Raw genomic sequence first — 22650 nt, 5'->3', positions numbered from 1 at the left:
CTCCGAAACGATCCGAAATCAACGAGCGCCGGAAACAACAAGGTGGTCAGCATAGCTACTGCCTTTTTAGGCGTTTGGAACCGAAGGCCTCGTCGTGGGTTCGTAGCCTAGTCGCCGGGCGAGGACATGATCATGGCAGGTAAATCACAACAGGCATCCGACAAAGGGTCTCACGGGGTTCCGGCGGGGGGATGGGGATCGGCGAAGGCTGTCGGGGAGATACTGCTTCGCGAACATATTCCGCTCGCGGGGCCGTCACTGCTAGCCCATCAAAACAAACCCGACGGATATATGTGCGTGAGCTGCGCATGGGCAAAGCCTGCCAAGCCACATCCGCTGGAATTTTGCGAAAACGGTGCCAAGGCCACCAGTTGGGAGGTCACGAACCGACGAGCGGATCGGGCTTTTTTTGAAGCACACAGTCTGGCCGAACTTGAAGGCTGGAGCGACCACGATCTCGAAGAGCAAGGCCGCCTGACCGAGCCCATGCGTTGGGACTCCACCACGGACAAGTATGTGCCCGTCACTTGGCTCGACGCCTTCGAGGAAATCGGCAGCGAGTTGCGGATGCTGTCACCTGAACAAGTCGACTTTTACACCTCCGGCCGCGCTTCGCTCGAAGCAGCTTATATGTACCAGCTGTTTGCCAGGATGTACGGCAGCAATCATCTGCCCGATTCTTCCAACATGTGCCATGAGAGCACGTCTGTTGGCCTGCCGGAAAGCATTGGCGCCTCGATTGGAACGGCCATTCTATCTGATTTCCAAAACTGCAGTTGCATCTTCTATCTTGCACAGAATGTCGGCACATCTTCGCCGCGATTGTTGCACGATCTGCAAGATGCCGTCGACAGAGGCGTCAAGATTGTCACCTTCAACCTTCTTCGCGAGCCCGGGCTCGAGCGCTTCGTCAATCCGCAAGCCCCCAGTCAGATGCTTACGGGCAAGCAGACACCGATTTCCTCACAGTATTGCCAGGTCAAAAACGGCGGTGACATCGCAGCCCTTTTTGGGGTGTGCAAAGCACTGATTGAGGCCGACGACGCACTCAAGGCCTCGGGTATGAGCAAAGTTGCGGGGACAGATGCGACACCGGACGACGTTGCAGACGCCGCCACCGTTGCTTTTGCCGCCTCCATAGCGGCGGCCGACAAAAAACACGTGCTCGATCATGATTTCATCGAGGCGCACACTGCCGGATTCGAGGAATTTGCGGACGCAGCCCGCAACTACGAGTGGGCGGAGCTGGAGCGCGTATCAGGCCTTACGCGCGATCAGATGATGCAGGCGGCGCACACTTATGCCAACTCAGACGCCGTGCTGATGGTTTACGGCATGGGTCTGACACAGCACATCATGGGCGTCCAGAACGTCCAGATGGTGGCCAACCTTGCCCTTCTGCGCGGGAACATTGGAAAACCTGGCGCCAATATCTGCGCTGTGCGCGGTCATTCGAATGTCCAGGGGCAGCGTACCGTCGGCATCACTGAGAAGCCCGGTCTGGTTCCCTTGGACAAGCTGGCGCAGCTCTACCGGTTCGAACCGCCGCATTGGACAGGTCATTCGACCGTGGACACATGCAAGGCGATATTGCAGGGAGAAGCGCGCGCTTTCATCGGCCTTGGTGGAAATTACCTGCGCGCAATTCCGGAGACCGAAGCTGTTGAAGAAGCCTGGCGTAATCTGCGCCTAACAGTCCAGATTGCAACCAAACTCAATCGCACGCACGTCGTCCATGGCGAGATCGCCTACCTGCTGCCCTGCCTAGGGCGCATCGAGATCGATGAACAGGCAGGTGGCCCCCAGGCGGTGTCCATGGAAAGCTCCATTGCCCATTTTCATGGCTCTCGGGGCAGAGCCAAACCGGCAAGTTCGCACCTGCTCTCCGAACCTGCCATAATTGCGGGCATCGCCAAGGCGACCCTGACGAAAGGGGTCGTGCCGTGGGACAGTTGGGTCGACGACTACACCAAGATCCGCGACGCGATCGAGCGAACTTATCCCGAAACGTTCAAGGATTTTAACAAGCGCCTATTCCAACCAGGCGGTATCCCGAGGCCATTGCCGGCGCGCGAGCGCAAGTGGGTCACGGCCAACGGCAAGGCCAATTTCATTACGCCCCGTCGGCTGTTTCCAGATTTTTCGAGTGCCGCATCGGCGAGGGATGTTCTGCATCTCGCAACGCTGCGATCAAATGACCAGTTCAATACGACGATCTACGGCTACAACGATCGCTATCGCGGCGTCGAGGGAACCAGACGGGTAATCCTGATGAATGTCGATGATATTGACCGACTGGGCCTTCACAACGGCCAGATCGTCGAACTTGTTACTGCAATCGCCGAGCAGACAAAGCGGTCGCTTCCGGGCTTCAAGGTCATGGCCTATGACATCCCGGCAGGATGTTGCGGCGCTTATTACCCGGAAACGAATGCTTTGTTTCCCCTTGATCATCACGATCAAAAGTCAAAGACGCCGGCTTACAAGCTTTTGCCCATCCGCGTGATTGCATCCCCCGCTGCGGTCCGCCACTGAGGCGCTTTCATGGGCACGGCGCGAATATTTCGGAGAACCATCGGAAAATTCCAATCAACCGCCTTCTTGTGGGCGGTGCTGTTGCTGGCTGTCGGCCTAGCGGTCTGGATTGGAACCTTAAGAGGCGCGCGCCAATACCGCACGGACCCTCCTGTGGCTGCCGACCTTCAGACATTGCGTTTCATGCCCGGTGGCATCGAAGGCACGCCACCCGAAATCTATTTTGCCCTTGGCAAGCCCTATGCGCACAATGCTTATGATCTTAGCCAGGGCAAACGGCTATATTCCTGGTTCGGCTGCCCGGAGTGCCACGGCGACGGGCGAGGGGCGCGCGGTCCTTCCTTTCTTGACGGCTGGTGGCTTTACGGCCCCGGTATCATCTCGATCGTTGCCTCGATCCGTGATGGCCGCCCCCACGGCATGCCAGCCTTTCGCGATAAGATGACCATCGATCAAATCTGGCAACTTGCCGGCTATATCCAGACGATCGGGGCCTATTCTGCCGAGGTGGGCGCCCCCAGCCGCAACGATGACAAGCAAACCCGGCCGGCCGAAAATCGGGCGCCGGCGTCAATCCTCTTCCAGGAGGGGCCGGTTGGCGTCGACCCGCAACAAGGACCAACGCCTTGAGAAGATCCGCTTATGTGAGTTTGGGTTTTCTGGTCGCATCCTTGGCGGGGTGCAACAGCATGCAGTCGGCTCTCAACGCACAATCCGAGCCGGCCGTCCAACTTAAACATTTGATCGTCTCCATGGCAGTCGTCTCCGCCGTGATCTGGATCCTGGTGATGATCGTCCTTGGTTGGGCTTTGCTGCGGGCAAACCGGACACTAGGGGACAGTGGGCACGAGCGGGAGCGCAGATTGGGCCAGGCAGTGGTGTCTTCCATTGTGGCGACCGTGCTCGTCATCGCCGGCCTGACAATCGCAAGCTTCTACACCACGCGCAGCCTTGGCCAGTCGGAGCATGCCGCTCTCACCGTCAGGCTCCGCGCCCAGCAGTGGTGGTGGCAATTCATTTATGACGAAGGCGATGCCACCAAGACGTTCCAGACCGCCAACGAACTGCACATTCCAACAGGTGTCGACGTTCGCATCGAACTTCAGGCGGCAGACGTCATACACTCGTTCTGGGTGCCCAGTCTGATGGGAAAGCGCGACGTCATTCCCGGCCGGGAGAATCAATTGACCCTTCGTGCCGACCGACCCGGTGTCTACCGCGGTCAGTGCGCGGAATTCTGCGGCCTTCAACACGGACACATGGCGTTGTTCGTCATAGCACAAGACAATGCGGACTTTGAGCGCTGGGCATCTTTCCAGCGTGCCGATGCGACGGTTGCCACCGAAAGCGAGGCTGTCGCCGGAGAAGCAGTCTTCATGTCAAAGCCTTGTGCAGCCTGTCACAGCATTCGCGGCACCGGGGCATCCGGAACAACCGGGCCTGATTTGACGCACGTGGCCAGCCGGCGGACGATCGCAGCCGGCTTGCTCGACAATACGCGAGGTGCGCTGGCGGCATGGATTGCTGACCCTCAGACACTGAAGCCAGGAAACAACATGCCCATGGTTCCACTTTCGAGCGACGAGTTACGGCAACTTGCCGCCTATATGGACAGCCTGAAATGAATGACGAAACCAGTCCAGCCGAACAGGCCAGCGTCGATCTGGACAAAGACGACCTCGAACGTCGCCTTGCCAAGACGTGGGCGACGCCAAGCGGCCTATGGGGCGCCCTTTCGACGGTCGATCACAAGATTATCGGGCGCCGCTATATAACCACGGCCTTCTTCTTTCTGGTGCTGGGCGGACTTCTCGCTCTTGCCATGCGCCTGCAGTTGGCTCAGCCCGAGGCGCGGTTCATCGGACCCGACCGTTACAATCAGATCTTCACCATGCACGGATCGACAATGATGTTCCTCTTTGCGGTCCCTGTTATGGAAGCCATGGGGGTCTACCTCGTGCCGCTGATGGTGGGAACGCGCAACATTGCCTTCCCGCGTCTGAACGCCTTTTCCTACTGGATCTATGTGGCCGGAGGCTTGCTGCTATGGATTGCCTTCGCGCTTGACGCGGGCCCGGACGTCGGGTGGTTCGCCTACGTGCCGCTTTCCGGTCCGGAATACGGGGCCGGCAAGCGAGCCGATATCTGGGCCCAGATGATCACGTTCACCGAGCTTTCTGCCCTGGCAGTCGCGGTGGAGATCGTCGTCACTGTGTTCAAGCAACGCGCACCCGGCATGTCGCTCGACCGCATACCGGTGTTCGTCTGGGCCATGCTCGTGACCTCCTTCATGATTATCATGGCGATGCCAGCAATCATGCTCGCAAGCTCGTCGCTCATCCTTGATCGCCTCGTCGGTACGCATTTTTTCAATCCGGCCGAAGGCGGCGACGCACTGTTATGGCAGCATCTGTTCTGGTTCTTTGGCCATCCAGAGGTCTACATCATCTTTGTTCCGGCCGTCGGAATGGTATCGGCAATCGTCTCCACCTTCGCGCGGCGACCCGTGTTCGGATACCATCTGGTCGTCATGGCGCTCATTGCCACGGGAGTGTTGGCCTTCGGTCTTTGGGTGCACCACATGTTTGTCGTCGGCCTGCCGCAGGTCGGAGAGAGTTTCTTTACAGCCTCCAGCATGGCGATCGCCGTTCCGGCCGGTGTGCAGATATTTTGCTGGTTGGCTACTCTTTGGGATGGGCGGCCGCAGTTTACGACTCCGCTTCTGTTTGTCGTTGGCTTCATCATTACCTTCGTCATCGGCGGCTTGACTGGCGTGATGGTCGCGTCCGTGCCTTTCGACACACAGGTCCACGATACGTATTTCGTGGTTGCTCACTTTCACTACGTGCTCATAGGCGGCGCCGTCTTTCCGCTGCTCGGAGCGATTTACTACTGGTTTCCAAAAATGACGGGACGCCTGATGAGCGAAACACTCGGGCGTCTGGCATTCGGTCTCATCTTCGTCGGCTTCAACATGACATTTTTTCCGATGCACATTCTGGGCCTCGAGGGAATGCCGCGGCGCATCTATACCTATCAGCCCGAGATGCCGTGGGCCGGCATGAACCTCTTTGTCAGTGCAAGCGCGCTCATCCTTGCCTTGGGCTTTTTCCTATTCTTCATCGACGTGTTTCGCAGCGCGCGATCAGGCAGGCCCTCCGGTGCAAATCCCTGGCGGGCCTCCACGCTCGAATGGGCCACCTCGTCACCCCCGCCGGCTTTCAATTTCGTTCGCATTCCGGTCGTGAACGATCGCGAGCCTCTTTGGAGCGAGCCTGACGAACTGACTGTTTCTACGGGGCTTGACGCCGATCGACGCGAACTCATCGTCAGCAGCCTCGTCGAAGCGCAGGCAGAGGTGCGAGAAGCATCCCCCAGAAATTCGATATGGCCTTTCTATAGCGCGATTGCGACCACGGTCATGCTCATTTGGTCGATACTCTCTCCCTGGGCCGTTGTCTGGGGATCGATCCCGATCGCGGTTGCGTTGATCGCCTGGTTCTGGCCCAAGAATGTACCGGAGGACGAGTCTTGAAGGAGCGTGTCGTCCTCGACGTTTCAAAGCTTCCCCTCCATGGCATGGGAACGGCAAGCCTTACATGGTGGGGAACCTGCGCATTCATGCTGATTGAAGGGTCCGGTTTCGGTCTGGCGATAGCCGTCTATTTCTATCTGATGAGCATCGCCAAGACGTGGCCGACTGATGCACCGGCGCCGGGGATCTGGCCTGGAACGCTTCTCACGGTGCTTTTGCTGGCAAGTGTCGTGCCGAACGTGGTCCTGTCGCGACTGGCGTGTCGCCAGGATCTGAAGCGCGTGCGCATTGGACTGATTGTCATGTCGGCGTTGGGAACGCTGCCGCTGATATTGCGCTTCTTCGAGTTTCAGGTGCTTGGAGTGAGGTGGGACGACAACGCCTATGGGTCGATCATCTGGGTCATGCTTGGCCTTCATACGACGCATATCCTGACAGACCTCATCGATACATTGGTTTTGACCTGTCTGATGTTTTCTCGTCATGCCGACAATCCGCGCCGTTACGGTGACGTTCAGGACAACGCGCTTTATTGGAACTTTGTGGTGGTCGCCTGGATTCCTTTATACCTGTGCATTTATTGGGTGCCACGGCTATGATGACGACGGCGAGATACGCCGGTCTGGTTATCGCGCCAGCGATCTGGGCCGTCAACATGCAGCTTGGCCTGGTTCTGCCCTATGCCGACTGCGGCAATAAAATGTCGTTGACGGTGCTAGGTTGCATGGTTGCGATCTTGCTGGCGATCGGCAGCGCCTTGATCTCGCGGTCTGGGAGGGCGTCGACCAGCGCCCGCACCACACTTTTTCTATGCGATCTCAGCTTTCTGACCGGACTGATCTTCGCCTTTGCGCTCATTTTGCAGGGGGTCGGCTCATGGCTTATCGATGCTTGCCAACGCTAGCGGTGGCACTCCTGCTTTGTGTTGTTGCGAGGACGGTGTCGGCGCATGAACTCGCCGAGAACACTCTCCAACCCGCGTGGACCTTCGATCCATGGATCGTGACGCCGATCTGCGTCGTCGGCGTTCTTTATGCGCGAGGTTTTTTGGCCATATGGCGGCGGGCAGGACGCGGCCGGCGCGTCATGCTCCGGCGGTCAATATGCTTTTGGAGCGGCTGGCTCGCTATCGCTGGCGCACTGATTTCGCCATTACACTGGCTGGGCGAGCATCTCTTCTTGGCGCATATGATCGAGCACGAGATCCTGATGACAATTGCCGCGCCAATGATCGTGCTTGCGCGGCCAGTGGGCTTGCTACTGTGGGGTCTACCAGCCTCTCTTAGACGCAGCACGGGAAGGCTCATGAAGGCCAATGTTATTCAAATCAGCTGGAGACGTTTAAGTGCCGGGCTCAATGCCACCCTGCTGCATGGCGTCGTCGTCTGGGCTTGGCATGCGCCGGTGATTTTCGATGCAGCCATCACGAATGTTATCCTGCATCGGGTGCAGCATTTCAGCTTCTTCTTCGCCGCCGTCCTGTTTTGGTGGGCGATGTGCTGGCGAAGCAATTACGGTATCGCTGCATGGCACCTCATCGTCACGATGTTACACACCTCGGCTCTCGGAGCGCTGATGGCGCTAGCCCCGAGGGCCCTCTACTTTACCCAGACGCGCTATACGCAAGCATGGCATTTGAGCCCGTTGGAAGATCAACAGTTGGCCGGCATAATCATGTGGGTGCCGGCGGGAACCGTTTATGCCGGTGCTGCATTGGCGATGGTGGCACTGTGGATTTCCGTCTCGGGCAGAAGGAGCGACCATGTCCAGCCTCTCCGCCTTTGACAGATATGGCAAACTCTGGCTGATGGCGATACTCGTTGGTTCCACGGCAGCCTTCGCCGCCGGTGTTTGGATAAAGAACGTCAGGCAACGCGTGGAGGTGGCACGCGACCTCACGGGAGGCGATCCGTCAAAGGCTCCAGTTACCTTCCGAAGATACGGCTGCGCAGGCTGCCACACGATACCCGGTATTGCGGGTGCGGACGGAAAGGTGGCAGCCCCGCTGTCGAATATCCGGCAACGCGTCTATATCGCGGGTACTGTCGACAATAACGCCGACAATCTCGTTCATTGGATCGTCTCGCCACAAGCTGTCATCCCCAATACCGCCATGCCCGCCACCGGGATCACGCAACAGGAAGCCCGCGATCTGGCGGCCTATCTTTACGCGCATTGAAGCTTCTCACGGATGGGGCGTCGGGCGCGGCGGAAGAGATTTGACGTAACGTGCGATCGCTTCACGATCGCTTTGCGGCAGCAACGCGGTATTGGCAACGACATCCGCCATGGAGGACCCCACCCGCCCATGGTCCGGTGTGTTGCCGGTTTTTAGCATTTCGGCGATATCTTCCTCCGACCAGGTTCCGATCCTGCTCGGAGTGATGTTGGGAATGAACCCCGTGTTTTCAGGATCGGGTCCACCGGCGAAACGCGTTGAGGGCTTGATCGCGCCGAACAGATTGCGGGAAGAATGGCATTCTGCACAGTGGCCGACGGTTTCCACCAGATAGCTTCCCCGGTCGAGCGCGGCGTCGCCCGTTGTGTGCACCTCGGAGAAATTCTGGTGAAAAAACAGTAATTTCCACAGGCCGATGAGGCGGCGGACGCGAAACAGAGCGAAGAGATCGTGCGGAGGGGCGCGACCGGAAACAGCAGGTAGTGTTTTGAGATAGGCCCAAAGGTCGCCGATATCGGCCAGCCGCATTCCGGTGAAACTGGTGTAGGGAAACACGGGATAATAATGCTCGTTGTGTGGCGACACGCCCCCTAACATTGCATTGGCGAAATCGGCGCTGCTCCATGCCCCAACGCCGTCGATGGGATCCGGCGATATGTTTGGCGCGCGAAATGTCCCGAAGGTTGATGCCAGCGCCAGACCGCCACCCAGACGCAATCGATCGTCCTGACCCGGGGTGGCATGGCAGGAAGCGCAGTCGCCTGCTGCAAACAGGAGCTTGCCCTTTTCCGGATCCCCTTTACGCAGCAGGTGGTAATCACCCGCGGCGACTGGTGAGACGGGTTTGGTCACCGCCCAGATTATGGCGAACGCAAACACCGCCGCGACGGAAAGCAAAATCAGAATGCGCGCAAACGGACGCGCCGATCCCATTGATGTCTCCAATGAAAGAACACAAGGGTGAGTACCACTCCAATCGGGGGGCTTCCTTGGGTTCGACAACAGTTTGATCGACATTGGTGCCGACCGTGATACTTTCGCGGCGTCATGGCGACTGATCGCAAGCGCTGTGATAAATCCGATCGAGTACAGCGCTCACTTCGATCAACTCTTCGCATTCGCTGTCATATGCCCCGTTCGCCACAAGACGTTTGGCCCAATCGACAACACCACGACCTGCCCAAATATCCGGCGGTGAGCAGAGCACTGCAGTCTGCGTTCCACGATAGTGCTCAGCGACGAAGTCATAAAAGGATCCGCCGACGTTATGTAGGGCCAGTCCTCCCTTCGTGCCGTAGAAGCTGGCGCTGATGACCGCATCGCGACCCGCCTGGAGATGCCAGGAGCAGATCAGTCGCACGACAGTGCCGGTTGAAAGTGTAATCACGGCGGTCGCAAAGTCCTCAACGTCGCCACTCTCGGGATGAGCAGGGCTTCCTTTCCGCAAAAGCTTGCTAACAACCGTGTCGACGGGCGGATGGCCAAGCGTCCAAAGGGCGAGATCGACCAAGTGAGTGCCAAGGTCTATGACACAGCCACCACCCGACAGTGTCTTGTCGTAGAACCATGCCTTATCCGGCCCGTAGGCATTGTGGAACGTCAGATCGGCCGCAAAGACTCTGCCGATCGCGTCTGAACGGACGAGATCACGGATAAGGGTCATTCCAGCGGTATGGCGATAGGAGAGGTCGACACATAGGAGCCTGTCGGCCCTGCGAGCTGCCGCAACCACCGCTTCGACTTCGCATTTCGTACGACCAAGCGGCTTTTGGCAGAAAACAGCCATCCCCCGCTGTAGTGCTTGGATTGACTGTTGTGCATGCAGCGCACTTGGCGTGGCGATGACGACGCCATCGAGAGCAAGATTTAGCAGGCAATCGAAGGATGGCACGATTGCGGCTTCTGGTGCGAGCTTCAGCGCTTCCATCGCCATCTCGGGCGAGGGGTCGCAAATCGCCGCAGCCTCGATCATTCCTGCCTCCAAGATCGCCTGCATGCGCTGGCGGCCAATCCAGCCGACACCGAGGAAACCTACCCTCGGGAGGCCAGTATGTGTTCGCTTGTGATCTTTGAGGGCGGCAATTTCATTCATCGGTAAACGACCAAAGCCTTGAGAAAACCATGCGGGCGATCCCGTGCCATGTTTAATGCTTCATCCAGGCGCTCCAAAGGGAAGCGGTGCGTCAACAGAGGCCAGGGATCCAGTGCACCCGCTTGAATGGCGACGACCGCATCTCGGATCCCTTGGACATAGATAGCCTGGTCACGCTCATGAGCATTGATGACGTCGAGACCACGCCAGTTCCACAATTGCATGTTGACGCTGCGTGGCCCGTCCTGGTGATATCCTGCAATGACCAGCCGACCCCGTTCACGGGTCAGTTCTGCGGCCAAATCGAGTGGCCACTGCTTTCCCACTGCTTCAATAACCCGATCGCAGAGACGGCCATCCGTGCGCTGCTTTACAAGCTCGACAATATGCCGATGATCCTCCATCTGGACGGTCTCCCGGGCGCCAGCCTGCCTTGCCCGTTCGAGAGAGGATTGCCGGCGGGAAATAGCGATGACATAGGCACCAGCTCTCGCGCATAGTTGCGTCAATAGGGCTCCAAGAAAACCGATGCCGACGATTGCGACCGTCTGCCCTCTTTCAATCTCGCAGCGTTTGAAAATGTTCATGGCACAACCGAGGGGCTCACCCGGAAACGGCCGGCCGTCAAGCGCGGCGGGGAGCCGGACAACGGCGTCCTGATCGGCGATATCGTGGGTTGCATAGGCGTGATAACTCAACGCCGCCACACGATCGCCAATAGTAAGATTGTGGACCTCTTCGCCGATCGCATCGATCACGCCCCAGCCCTCGTGCCCCAACCAGCCCGGCTCGGTGGGGAAGCGCATCCATTCCGGTCCGGCCCAGGGCACCAGGTTAGAGGCACAGACGCCGCATCCTTCCAACCGGACGCGGACCTGGTGATGGCCGGGATCGGGAAGGTGAACTTCGTTAATCTGCAATAGCCCAGGCCCGGTCAGGACGGCGGCTCGCATGGTCCGCGTTCTTGCGGATGAGATTGCGTTCATTGTCTCCTCCGGGCGATTTCGAAGCTTGGAGCTACAAAGCTCGGCCCACGTCTAACGACGTCGCGCGGATCTTGTTCCTGACGACCTCACTATGGCGAAGCATGCAACACGACCACTCCAGCGGGCGGCGACCAAGCTGCGGCTAGGTAAGTCATAGATGAAGTCAATGAAGACAAAGATGTCATAGCTGAGGAACATTCCTTGAGGCTCATTGTTCGGGGCGGTCGAAACACTCAGAAATCCACAGCTTCAGGTGAGTCATGGCACTTATTCTTGTTACGGGTGGCTGCGGCTTTATCGGCCGCCATCTCGCTGAGGAACTTCTCGCAAATGGATATGAAGTCCGCATACTCGATGCCCTGATCGATCAGGTGCATGCCGATTCCGACCCCAACCTGTTCGGTTCGCTTGAACTTATCCGTGCCGACATAAGGGACAAGTCGGCGGTCCGAGAGGCGCTTAAGGATGTGGACGCCGTCGTCCATTTGGCCGCCGAAGTCGGGGTCGGCCAATCAATGTATGAAATCGCGCGGTATGTCGGAGCCAATGACCTAGGGACGGCCGTTCTTCTCGAGGCGATGATCGGCGTACCGGTTCGTCGCATCGTGGTTGCGTCGTCGATGAGCGTGTATGGCGAAGGTGTGTATGTCTCCGGCACCGGCGAACGCTTTGGCCACATCCGCAGGGGAAGCCAGTTCGCAAAGGAGGGCAGGTGGGATCCACTCGGCCCCAATGGCGAAGTCCTGATGCCCGTCCCCACGGATGAGCAAAAGCCGGTCGATCTCGCCTCCATCTACGCGTTGACAAAGTACGCCCAAGAGCGACAGGTGCTCATTTTCGGCGAAGCTTACGGCGTGGAAGCAGTGGCGCTGCGTCTGTTTAACGTCTTTGGCGTCGGCCAAGCGTTGTCGAACCCCTACACGGGAGTCCTTGCAAACTTTGCCTCCCGGCTAGCGAACGGTCAACCGCCCACAATCTTCGAGGATGGCCGGCAGCAGCGTGATTTCGTGCATGTGCTGGATGTCGCCCACGCATTTCGACTTGCAGTGGAATGCCCGCAGGCAACCGGCCACGTCATCAATGTCGGCAGCGGCAGTGCCTATCAGATTGCTGAGGTCGCGACCTTGCTTGCCGAGGCCATGGGACTCTCAGGCATCAGGCCGAAGATCACCGGGACCGTTCGGTCCGGCGACATCCGCAATTGCTTCGCCGATATTTCCAAGGCCCGTGAACTACTGGGTTTCGAACCTCAACACCGTCTCGAGAACACGTTGTCCGCATTCGTCGAATGGGTGCGGTCCAGCAACGCGATCGACCGAAACGCCGAAATGCAGCGCCAACTCGAGGAACGAGGATTGGTGTCATGAAGACTATTGATCGAGCAGGCCGGGATTTTGGCTTCGTGGAGTGGTTCCGCCCGGGCGAGTACGAGCGTGCCGAAAACACGCTGACGGGAATGCTGGCTGCGGGTGCGCGATATTTACGCACGACCCTGTCCTGGGCCGAATACGTCGCGCCGGGCGGGCAAGAGTGGTTTGACTGGCTATTGCCAACATTGGCAAAGCGCATCGATCTTTTGCCCTGTATTCACTACACGCCGCCGTCACTTTCACGCACCGGCCGCGCGTCGGGCGCGCCTCGGGTGCTTAAGGACTACGCAGATTTCATAGATCACGTCTTAACCCGTTACGGGCGGTATTTCTCTCATATCGAACTCTGGAACGAACCTAACAATTTGCTCGATTGGGATTGGCGCAGTGACCGCGATTTTCTGCTGTTTTGCGAAATGGTCGGCGCGGCTGCATATTGGGCCAATCACCGCGGTTGGAAACCGGTGCTCGCAGGACCGAGCCCGTTTGATGCTCATTGGCTGAAACTCATGGGCGAACGCGGCGTGCTGAACGTTGTTTCGGCTGTCGGCCTACATGGCTTTCCGGGAACATGGGATAGCGAGACGAGCACCTGGGAGGGTTGGGAAGCACATCTTGAGCAAACGCGACGTGTTCTTGAAGACTATAATAACAAAGCACAAATCTGGATTACCGAAACCGGATATTCCACGTGGCGCAACGATGAGGTGGAGCAAGTCCGGCGGTTCCTGGCCGCTGTAGATGCTCCTGCTGATCGCATCTACTGGCATGGCTGGAAAGATATAGAGCAGGACGTGCCCGTGCGCGAAGGCTTGTGGTTCGATCCGCGTCACTATCATCTCGGCTTGAACACCGCCAATAACCGGCAGAAGCTGCTCGCGGGCCGGCTAATCGCAGGTGGACTCGAGGGCGCACAGAAGCTAATCGAGCTTGCTGCACCGTCGATCCGCAAGGCAATCGATCCTATCGTCATCGTCGGAGGAAGCGGCTTTATTGGCTGCAATCTTGCCGACAGTTATTTGGATGATGGCCAAGACGTCATCATTCTCGATAATCTGAGCCGCGAAGGCGTCGATCAGAATCTCGCATGGCTTGTGGAACGACACGGCGATCTGGTGCACCCCGTAATTGCCGATATTCGCGATTTGCGCAGCATCGAACCGGTCTTCTCAGACGCAAAGGCCGTTTTCCACCTTGCAGCTCAAACTGCCGTGACGACAAGTCTTACGCAACCGATTGAAGATTTCGACACCAACGCGCGCGGCACGATCAACGTTCTGGAAGCCATCCGTAAGGCGGGCAGGGATGCGCCCGTCGTCTTTGCGAGCACCAATAAAGTCTATGGTGGCCTGGACCAGCTCGAGCTTGCCGAACTCGAGGATCGTTATGTTCCCATCAACGAGGCCATCCGCCGATGGGGTTTCGATGAAACGCAAAAGCTCGACTTCTGCACCCCCTACGGCTGCTCGAAAGGCGCTGCGGATCAATATGTGCTCGACTATGCGAAATCCTATGGCATTCCAAGCGCCGGCTTGCGCATGAGCTGCATTTACGGTCCGCGCCAGCGCGGCACCGAAGACCAGGGATGGGTTGCTCATTTTCTGCTGTGTGCGTTGCGCGACGAGGCGATCTCCATCTACGGCAATGGCAAGCAGGTGCGCGACATCCTGCACGTCAGCGATGCCGTTGCCGCCTACAGAGCGGTCATGGGCTCTATGGACCGCACAAAAGGCAAGGCGTTCAATCTCGGCGGGGGTGTGCAGAATGCCATAAGCCTGGAGCTCATGCTTCGGGATATCGAGCGACTGATCGGCCGGTCTGTCAAGACGACGCAGTGGCCATGGCGCGCCGGCGATCAGCTCTATTTCGTCTCAGATACGCGCGCGCTTCAATCCGCCGTGGACTGGAGGCCGACAGTCCATTGGCGCGACGGTGTGCGCGACCTTTGCGATTGGCTAATGCGAGATCGACTTCCTGTTGTTCGCAGGCCAAGGAGGGCGACCGCATGACGATCATCGAGCGGCCGCAGCGCATTCTCATGACGGTCGATGCTGTCGGGGGTGTGTGGCGTTATGCCATGGACCTCGCCAAGGGACTGAGGAGGTACGGGGTTGAGACGGTGTTTGCCGGCTTCGGGCCGCCGCCCTCGCAGGCGCAGGCGAACGAGGCCGATGAAATCGGAAAGCTCCTCTGGCTCGAACCTCCGCTCGACTGGACAGTCGACAGCGAGGACCGGCTCGAGCCGGTTTGCGGTCTGCTTTCGCAGTTGGCGCACGCCCATTCGATCGAACTTCTCCACCTCAATCTTCCGTCGCAAGCTGCAGCTATGACCGGCGCCTTGCCAACAGTGGTCGTTTCTCATTCCTGCGTCGTGACTTGGTTCGATGCCGTGCGTGGAAGCGATGTTCCTCCAGCCTGGGTCTGGCAAAAACGTCTCAATCGTTTGGGCTTCGAACGCGCCGACGCAGTGGTGGCGCCAAGTCACAGTCATGCGGCCGCGCTTTGCCGTTGCTACGGTCGCATGGACGATGTCGAGGTCGTTTATAATTCGAGCAATTTGGGCCCGCCCAACATGCCCAAGGAGGACTTTGTTCTCGCGGCCGGGCGGTGGTGGGACGAGGGCAAGAATGCCGTCGTTCTCGATAAGGCAGCTGCTCTTTGCCGATGGCCCGTCCTGATGGCCGGGCCGACACGCGGACCGAATGGCCAGTATTTTGCCATTGAACATGCCAGAAGCGTCGGAGAGTTGGGGCATGCGCAGATGATGGCATTCATGACGAAGGCCGGCATTCTCGCGTCCCCCTCGCTTTACGAGCCCTTTGGACTTGCCGTTCTCGAAGGCGCGCGCGCCGGCACGGCGCTGGTGCTTGCCGATATCGAAACCTATCGCGAGCTTTGGGACGGTGTAGCGCTGTTTTGCGAGCCGCGCGATCACCGATCATTTGCCGATGCTATCAATAGATTTGCCTGCAACGACACCATGCGCACCGAATATGGCGCCAAGGCACAGGCGCGGTCACACAGTTTTTCCGCCGACCGGCAGTGCAGGGCGCTCATGGAAATCTATTCGAGAGCGCTGGTCGCGGCGCGCGACCTTGCAACAACGGGGACGATTTCATGAAATTCGTCTTTTACACACATTCGCTCGTCTCGGACTGGAACCACGGCAACGCCCATTTCTTGCGTGGGGTGATGCGCGATCTGATCCGACGCGGTCACGAGGCTGTCGCGTTGGAGCCTGCCAATTCCTGGAGCCGGGAGAATTTGCTGCGAGACAGGGGGACCGAGGCAGTGGAGGCTTTCCATCGCACCTTCCCGGAATTGCGTTCGCTGACCTATGGACGAGAGTTCGATCACGAAATGGCAATTGCCGATGCCGATGTCGTTATTGTCCATGAATGGACCGATCCGGCTGTCATTGCACAGCTCGGCAAGGTTAGGCGGCAAGGCGGCGAATTCACCCTCATCTTTCATGATACCCACCATCGAGCAGTCTCTGCAAAAGAGGACATAGCCAGTCTCGATCTTCAGGATTACGATTTGGTTCTGGCCTTTGGAGAGACGCTGCGGCAGCGCTATCTGCGGGCAGGATGGGGACGCAACGTCTTTACCTGGCATGAAGCGGCCGACGACGTCTTGTTCAAGCCATCGCCCGAGGTCGACAAGGAAGGTGACCTGATCTGGATCGGCAACTGGGGTGACGATGAGCGGAGCGGTGAGATCATCTCCTTCCTCGTGGAACCCAGCAGGCGGCTCCAGTTGAAAACCGCAGTGCGCGGCGTTCGCTACCCTCCACATGCGTTGGAAGCGCTCAAAAAAGCAAATATCGACTATGGCGGCTGGATCGCCAACGCCCTGGTGCCTCGTGCTTTCGCGCAGCATCGCGTGACCATCCACATTCCGCGCCGGCCTTATGTCGAGGCGCTGCCAGGCATACCGACCATTCGCGTTTTCGAGGCGCTTGCCTGTGGAATTCCTTTGATATCGGCGCCGTGGGATGACGTCGAACAATTGTTCCGGCCGGGAAAAGACTTCCTGTTTGCCAAGGACGGCAACGATATGGCCCGGTTGCTGCGCGATGTGCTTTCCGACCCTTCGCTTTCAGCCGAACTGGCAGCCTCTGGACTTGAGGCTATTCGCGCGCGTCATACCTGCCACCACCGCGTGGACGAACTGCTTGCCATGCTTGCGCAAGTCGGTGCGACACCTGTCAGCGAGGTGGCCCTATGAGGATGGCTTTTTACGGATCGAGCCTGCTTTCCTGCTACTGGAATGGTGCCGCTACCTACTATCGCGGTCTGTTGCGGGCCCTGGCGGCAAAAGGCTATGACATCACCTTCTATGAACCCGATGTCTATGGTCGGCAGGACCGCCGCGACATCGAGCCGCCACAGTGGTGCAGCGTCGTGGTCTACGATGGTACGGTTGCGGCGCTTAAGGCGGTGGCGGGTAAAGCCGGCGAGGCCGAGATCGTCATAAAGGCAAGTGGTGTCGGCTTTGAGGACGACCTCCTCTTGCAGGAAGTCATGAATGCCGCCCGGCCGGAAGCGCTGAAAATATTCTGGGACGTTGACGCTCCAGCTACTCTTGCCGACCTCAAGACGTCACCGGAGCATCCACTGCGCCGATCCCTTGCGGGCCTAGACCTTGTCCTGACCTACGGCGGGGGGGATCCGGTCGTTGATACATATCGTGCTTTCGGCGCGGCCGATTGCGTACCAATCTACAATGCACTTGATCCCGAAACACATTATCCAGTGGCGCCAGACAACCGCTTTGCCGCCGACCTGGGTTTTCTCGGAAATAGACTTCCGGACCGCGAAGCAAGGGTCGAGGAGTTTTTCCTTGATCCGGCGGCGACGCTAACCGCGCTTAAATTCCTGCTTGGCGGTGCCGGTTGGCAGGACAAGCCGATGACGGCAAACGTCAACTATATCGGCCACGTCTCGACGCGCGACCACAACGTTTTCAACGTGACCCCAAAGGCAATTCTCAACGTCTCCCGCAGCAGCATGGCCTCGAATGGCTTTTCGCCGGCAACGCGCGTCTTCGAAGCCGCCGGCGCCGGCGCATGCCTGATCACGGACGATTGGCTGGGGATCGAACTCTTTTTGAAACCCGGCGAGGAAGTGCTTGTCGCCCGCGATGGCCGCGATGTTCGAGAGATCCTTACGGCGCTCACGTGCGAGAAGGCGGCAAGGATAGGCAAGCAGGCCCGCGCGCGCATCATCCAGGAACATACCTATCAGCATCGCGCCACACAGGTCGATCGGATCATACGGATCTGTTCGCGAAACCTGGAGGCAGCGCAGTGAAGAAATCCCTCAATCTCGTCGTGCTGGGCCTTTCTCTATCTTCCTCCTGGGGAAACGGCCATGCAACGACTTATCGTGCCCTCCTGCGGGGCATGCACGCAGAAGGGCACAGGGTCCTCTTTCTTGAACGTGACGTCCCCTGGTACGCAAAGCAGCGCGATTTGCCGGATCCGAACTTTTGCGAACTGTCCCTTTATAGTGGCGTCGATGACCTCGTTGAGCGATCCAGCGCCAGGCTTCAGGCCGCTGATGCGGTTCTAATTGGTTCGTATGTACCGGAGGGCACTCGTATCATCGATGCCGTTGTGGCGCAGCATCCAAAGCTCTTGTGCTTTTATGATCTCGATACGCCCGTGACGCTCGCAAAACTTGATCGTAAGGACGAAGAATATATCGCGGCACGTCAGATGCCTTTGTTCGACATCTATTTCTCCTTCGCAGGCGGCGAGGTGATAAACCGGCTCGAGCAGCAGTACGGCGTATCGCATGCCGAGCCACTTTATTGTTGCGTCGATGCACAGGCCTATCAACAAACCGGCGAGCCCAAGCATTGGGATCTCGGCTATATCGGTACCTATAGCGCCGATCGTCAGCCGGCTTTGGAAAGATTTATGATCGCGCCGGCACGGCTGCTGCCAAAAATGCGCTTTGTCGTGGCCGGTCCGAACTATCCGGCCAACATCGATTGGCCGCAGAACGTCGAGCGCATCGAACACCTTGCGCCGGCTGATCATCCTACATTCTATAGCCGACAGAGGTTTACACTCAACATCACGCGCACCGACATGGCCGCGGCAGGATGGTCCCCTAGCGTGCGCCTATTTGAAGCTGCGGCCTGCAGTACACCAATCATCAGCGACTATTGGAATGGCCTTGAGGATTTCTTTCCGTCAGGCAAAGCGATCATCATCGCCTCCGGGCCCGCTGACATCGTTGCGGCCCTGACTGATCTATCCGAGAAGCACTGGCTCATGGCAGAAGCTGCCCGTGTGATCGTCTTGGATCAGCATACCGGTCACAGTCGCGCAGCGCACTTCGCTAGAGCCCTCTGCGCCGCACACCAACTTAAAATGCGAAGAAGTTCAACCCGTTTTACTATAAACGCGTAGGAGATAATCGGATGCGGCATGAGACGAAAAAAACAATTCTCGTTGCCGGTGGCGCTGGGTTTATCGGCTCCCATCTTTGTGATTGCCTGCTTGCTGCGGGAAACAGGGTAATCTGCGTCGACAGCCTTCTAACAAGTTCGTTGCGCAACGTTCTGCCACTGCAAAACCATCCGAATTTCGTCTTCATCAGGCACGACGTATGCGATGAGATCACGATCGGCGAACGTGTCCATCAGATCTATAATCTGGCCTGTCCGGCCTCTCCCCCTCTCTACCAGGCAGACCCGGTGCATACGATGATGACCAGCGTGGCCGGGACCGGCAATCTGTTGCAGCTTGCCGCACATCAAGGCGCAACGTTCTTGCAGGCTTCGACCAGTGAAGTCTACGGCGATCCGCAGGAGCACCCGCAACGGGAAGATTATTGGGGTCACGTTAATTGCACAGGCCCGCGCGCCTGTTACGATGAAGGTAAGCGGGCGGCAGAAGCGCTTTGCTTTGACAGGTTCCGGGCAGGTGAGGTCGATGCTCGCGTCGTGCGTATCTTCAATACCTATGGCCCGCGCATGCAGCCGAATGACGGACGGATCATTTCCAATCTCATCGTGCAGGCTCTAAACGGCGATCCCTTGACGATCTATGGAAAAGGAGAGCAGACGCGGTCGTTCTGCTACATTTCCGACCTGGTCGACGGATTGATCCGTCTTATGAACATCCAGCCGAACGCCGGCCTTCCGATCAACCTCGGGAACCCCGGTGAGTTCACGATATGCGAACTTGCCGAGATGATCCTGGCGATGATTCCGACACGCTCGATCGTCGTCTACAAACCGCTGCCGCAGGACGATCCTCAGCGCCGGCGTCCCGATATTTCTCGCGCAAAACAGCTGCTTTGCTGGGAGCCGAAAGTACCTCTGGTCGAAGGTCTGGCACATACGATCGCATGGTTCGACGCGACCCTAGTGCAAAAGCCGTTTGCGCGCGCACCAAATCGACGGCACTGCCCCCCGATCGTTCGTTCTGGATAACTGGCGGAGCACTATGATAATGAACGAGGCTAGTAAACGAGATGATCTTCGCAAACAGATTGCAGAGCTCGGTCCATGGTTTCACAACCTGCGCATCGGCGGCATCGAAACGGCGCCTGATCATTTCCTTGGGGACTATCCAAGCTTCAAATGGCAGCGCTTCAAACACGTTGTGCCTGCTGATCTCAGCGGCCTGAGTGTTCTCGACATCGGCTGTAATGCCGGCTTTTATTCCCTCGAGATGAAACGGCGCCGCGCAGACCGTGTCATCGCCATTGATACTGACCCGCATTATCTTCGGCAGGCTGAGTTTGCTGCGCATCATGCAGGCGCCGACATCGAATTTCGTCAGATGTCGGTCTACGACGTTGGTGAATTTCACGAGAAGTTCGACATCGTGCTTTTCATGGGGGTTCTTTATCATCTCCGCCACCCGCTGCTTGCGCTCGACCTGCTCCACGAACACGTCGTTGGCGATTTGATGCTGTTTCAATGCATGCAGCGTGGGGTTAAGGACGTCTTTTCGCCGGACGAAGATTACGCGTTTTCGGAATGGAAGATCTTCGAGCGCCCCGATTACCCGAAACTATCTTTTGTCGAGCAGCGCTATGCGGGCGATCCGACCAATTGGTTCATTCCGAACAAGGCAGCAACTGAAGCGATGGTGCGGAGCTCAGGCTTCGTTGTTCTGGAAAATCCGGAGCCGGAGGTCTATCTGCTTGCATGCGACGAGCGCCATTCTGCTCTGGAAAGGCCGCCCGCCATTGCAAGGTCGAGCGGCAAATGAGCCCCTGGGGAGATCAGTATTTCCGATCACGGCAGCTGCTGGAACCTGTCACTGCCACGCTGGTTAAATCTCAACGAACGAAGTACATGCCGACGTTGTCAGGAGTGCGATCGTGAAACTCTTGGTATTCGCATCCCTGCTAGTCGCCATGGTTTCCTGCTCGGATGAACAGCAAGAAAACGACCGAAAAATTCGCTCTCTCCTGTCCTGGAGCGCTACGGCCGTCATGATCATAGAGGCAAGAGAAAAATCGATTGTCCCGAAAGGTTTTACAAGACTTTCGCTGAAGCGCTGCGGAAAGGAGATCGATAGTCTTGCACAACAGCTGACGAAAACCGGGTCGCAGGAGTTGAGTTTGCAGATCACGGAGCTGAGCAAGGCTGTCGAGGTCGCCGGGAACGACCTAGTCAACGGTCGCAACGAAGATGCAGCGAAGCAGTTGGAAGACTTGCGGCGCCGGCAGGAAACTCTCAAAGCCGCATCTGGAGCTTCCCAATGAAGAGGGTGCTGCAGATTGCCTTGGGTGTCGTCACAAGCGTTGGTGGCTTTCTGGAAACGGGAAATATCGCGACGGCAAGTCAGGCGGGAGCGGCTTACGGCTTTAGTCTGCTTTGGGCATTTCTCGTCGGTACAATATGCACGATTTTCCTGGTCGAGATGTCCGGACGTTTTGCGATCGCCAGTCATTACACGATCATGGACGGTATACGTCACCGCTTCGGCTCCAATATCTTTCTCCTGACGCTTGCAGTTGCCGCCCTGGTCAACCTGATGGTTCTGACGGCTGAAATCGGCGGCATTTCGCTAGCCTTGCAGTTTCTGACCGGTATGAGCTTTCAATGGTGGGCGCTGCCGGCGACCTTTGCCGTCTGGCTTCTTCTCTGGCGCGGGACGTTCGGCCTCATCGAAAACGGCGTTTCGCTCCTCGGACTCCTCGCGGTCTGCTTCATCGTCGCACTATTCTTCATGGATACGCCTTGGTCACAGATCGCAACGCATTTCGTGCCCAGGTCTTCAATCAATGACCCACTGCATTACGGCTTCATTGCTACGAGCATTTTAGGCGCGGTTATCTCGCCGTACTTGTTTTTCTTCTATTCTTCTGGTGCGATCGAGGAAGAATGGGACAAGAGTTATTTTGGTCCCAATCGCGCTATCGCAACTCTTGGCATGAGCTTCGGCGCGATCATCTCCGCTGCAATCCTGATTTTGGCAGCAATGATTTATCCGCCCAGCGGCATAGAGAACGTGGAAGGATATGAGCAGATCGCCATGATGCTTACTCCCGCATTTGGCAAATGGGGCTTCTACCTGTTTGCCGGCTCGCTTGGCATAACCTGCTTTGGCGCCGCGCTGGAGGTAAGCCTCGCCCAAGCCTATATCGTCGCGCAGGGTTTCGGTTGGAACTGGTCGGAAAACGCAAAGCCTCAGCACAATCCTGCCTTCAGTCTTGTCTATACAGGATCGCTCTTGATTGCCCTCATACCGATCCTTGCCGGCATAGATCCGCTGCAGATAACCATATTCTCCATGGCAATCACGGCTCTCAGTCTGCCCTTCGGAGCGGTGCCGTTCCTCGTTCTCATGAATGATCCAATTTACGTCGGCGAACATGGCAACGGATGGGTAGCCAACGCCGCCGTGGTCTTCATTATCGCTTTGGCATTCATCCTTTCGATCATAACCCTACCGTTACAGATCCTCGGAGGTTGAT

General features: G+C 57.8%; 21 protein-coding genes. 18 read left to right on the top strand and 3 right to left on the bottom strand.

The window, feature by feature from the left end; all coding sequences use genetic code 11:
• The first annotated feature begins 132 nt into the window (after positions 1–132).
• The 8 genes from BN77_RS20555 to BN77_RS20520 are packed head-to-tail and all read left to right on the top strand — an operon-like array spanning position 133 to position 8249.
• Positions 133–2535, top strand: coding sequence for an FdhF/YdeP family oxidoreductase (locus tag BN77_RS20555; RefSeq protein WP_007535574.1), 2403 nt, complete (start codon positions 133–135; stop codon positions 2533–2535).
• Between the two features lie 9 nt (positions 2536–2544).
• Entirely contained in the window at positions 2545–3165 is a 621-nt protein-coding gene (locus BN77_RS20550) for a c-type cytochrome (RefSeq protein WP_007535571.1), read from the top strand.
• Positions 3166–3224: 59 nt separating this feature from the next.
• Complete coding sequence (coxB, locus tag BN77_RS20545) at positions 3225–4160, top strand: cytochrome c oxidase subunit II (protein WP_007535569.1); 936 nt, start codon at positions 3225–3227, stop codon at positions 4158–4160.
• Positions 4157–6070: a cytochrome c oxidase subunit I gene (gene ctaD / locus BN77_RS20540; RefSeq protein WP_007535567.1), complete on the top strand. Its 1914-nt coding sequence runs from the start codon at positions 4157–4159 to the stop codon at positions 6068–6070. Before coxB ends, ctaD begins: the two co-directional genes overlap by 4 nt.
• Positions 6067–6669: a cytochrome c oxidase subunit 3 gene (locus tag BN77_RS20535; protein WP_007535565.1), complete on the top strand. Its 603-nt coding sequence runs from the start codon at positions 6067–6069 to the stop codon at positions 6667–6669. Before ctaD ends, BN77_RS20535 begins: the two co-directional genes overlap by 4 nt.
• Positions 6666–6974, top strand: a complete 309-nt coding sequence (locus tag BN77_RS20530; protein WP_007535563.1) for a hypothetical protein — start codon at positions 6666–6668, stop codon at positions 6972–6974. Before BN77_RS20535 ends, BN77_RS20530 begins: the two co-directional genes overlap by 4 nt.
• Positions 6881–7855 (top strand): cytochrome c oxidase assembly protein, encoded by a 975-nt coding sequence (locus BN77_RS20525; RefSeq protein WP_341872171.1) that lies wholly within the window; start codon positions 6881–6883, stop codon positions 7853–7855. The genes BN77_RS20530 and BN77_RS20525 overlap by 94 nt, the downstream gene beginning before the upstream one ends.
• A complete protein-coding gene (locus BN77_RS20520) occupies positions 7833–8249 on the top strand; it encodes a c-type cytochrome (protein WP_007535559.1) in 417 nt (138 codons plus the stop codon). The genes BN77_RS20525 and BN77_RS20520 overlap by 23 nt, the downstream gene beginning before the upstream one ends.
• A 6-nt stretch (positions 8250–8255) precedes the next feature.
• On the opposite strand, the gene BN77_RS20515 is transcribed toward BN77_RS20520, so the two are convergent.
• The 3 genes from BN77_RS20515 to BN77_RS20505 form a co-directional block, all read right to left on the bottom strand.
• Positions 8256–9182, bottom strand: a complete 927-nt coding sequence (locus tag BN77_RS20515; protein WP_007535557.1) for a c-type cytochrome — start codon at positions 9180–9182, stop codon at positions 8256–8258.
• Positions 9183–9294: 112 nt separating this feature from the next.
• Positions 9295–10341, bottom strand: a complete 1047-nt coding sequence (locus BN77_RS20510) for a Gfo/Idh/MocA family protein (protein WP_007535555.1) — start codon at positions 10339–10341, stop codon at positions 9295–9297.
• A complete protein-coding gene (locus BN77_RS20505) occupies positions 10338–11327 on the bottom strand; it encodes an MDR/zinc-dependent alcohol dehydrogenase-like family protein (protein WP_007535554.1) in 990 nt (329 codons plus the stop codon). The genes BN77_RS20510 and BN77_RS20505 overlap by 4 nt, the downstream gene beginning before the upstream one ends.
• 260 nt (positions 11328–11587) lie before the next feature.
• On the opposite strand from BN77_RS20505, the gene BN77_RS20500 reads away from it, so the two are divergent.
• From BN77_RS20500 to BN77_RS20455, 10 genes are all read left to right on the top strand, one after another.
• Positions 11588–12694, top strand: a complete 1107-nt coding sequence (locus BN77_RS20500; RefSeq protein ID WP_007535552.1) for an NAD-dependent epimerase/dehydratase family protein — start codon at positions 11588–11590, stop codon at positions 12692–12694.
• Positions 12691–14706 (top strand): NAD-dependent epimerase/dehydratase family protein, encoded by a 2016-nt coding sequence (locus BN77_RS20495; protein ID WP_007535550.1) that lies wholly within the window; start codon positions 12691–12693, stop codon positions 14704–14706. Before BN77_RS20500 ends, BN77_RS20495 begins: the two co-directional genes overlap by 4 nt.
• Entirely contained in the window at positions 14703–15818 is a 1116-nt protein-coding gene (locus BN77_RS20490; protein WP_007535548.1) for a glycosyltransferase family 4 protein, read from the top strand. Before BN77_RS20495 ends, BN77_RS20490 begins: the two co-directional genes overlap by 4 nt.
• Positions 15815–16927, top strand: coding sequence for a CgeB family protein (locus tag BN77_RS20485; protein ID WP_007535547.1), 1113 nt, complete (start codon positions 15815–15817; stop codon positions 16925–16927). Before BN77_RS20490 ends, BN77_RS20485 begins: the two co-directional genes overlap by 4 nt.
• On the top strand, positions 16924–18012 hold the full coding sequence (locus BN77_RS20480; protein ID WP_007535545.1) for a CgeB family protein: 1089 nt from the start codon (positions 16924–16926) through the stop codon (positions 18010–18012). Before BN77_RS20485 ends, BN77_RS20480 begins: the two co-directional genes overlap by 4 nt.
• Entirely contained in the window at positions 18009–19121 is a 1113-nt protein-coding gene (locus tag BN77_RS20475) for a CgeB family protein (RefSeq protein ID WP_007535543.1), read from the top strand. Before BN77_RS20480 ends, BN77_RS20475 begins: the two co-directional genes overlap by 4 nt.
• 11 nt (positions 19122–19132) lie before the next feature.
• The gene (locus BN77_RS20470) at positions 19133–20149 is read left to right on the top strand and encodes a UDP-glucuronic acid decarboxylase family protein (protein WP_007535541.1); all 1017 of its coding nucleotides are present in this window, start codon (positions 19133–19135) and stop codon (positions 20147–20149) included.
• Between the two features lie 19 nt (positions 20150–20168).
• Positions 20169–20936, top strand: a complete 768-nt coding sequence (locus BN77_RS20465; RefSeq protein WP_040678565.1) for a TIGR04290 family methyltransferase — start codon at positions 20169–20171, stop codon at positions 20934–20936.
• Between the two features lie 112 nt (positions 20937–21048).
• On the top strand, positions 21049–21435 hold the full coding sequence (locus BN77_RS20460) for a hypothetical protein (protein WP_007535537.1): 387 nt from the start codon (positions 21049–21051) through the stop codon (positions 21433–21435).
• On the top strand, positions 21432–22649 hold the full coding sequence (locus BN77_RS20455) for an Nramp family divalent metal transporter (protein WP_007535535.1): 1218 nt from the start codon (positions 21432–21434) through the stop codon (positions 22647–22649). The genes BN77_RS20460 and BN77_RS20455 overlap by 4 nt, the downstream gene beginning before the upstream one ends.
• The last annotated feature ends 1 nt before the right edge of the window (position 22650 follow it).

The sequence above is a fragment of the Rhizobium mesoamericanum STM3625 genome, assembly GCF_000312665.1.
In the GTDB taxonomy this organism is placed as follows: domain Bacteria; phylum Pseudomonadota; class Alphaproteobacteria; order Rhizobiales; family Rhizobiaceae; genus Rhizobium; species Rhizobium mesoamericanum.
Note: the sequence above shows the minus strand (reverse complement) of the source record. Positions and strands in the feature narration are given on the sequence as shown.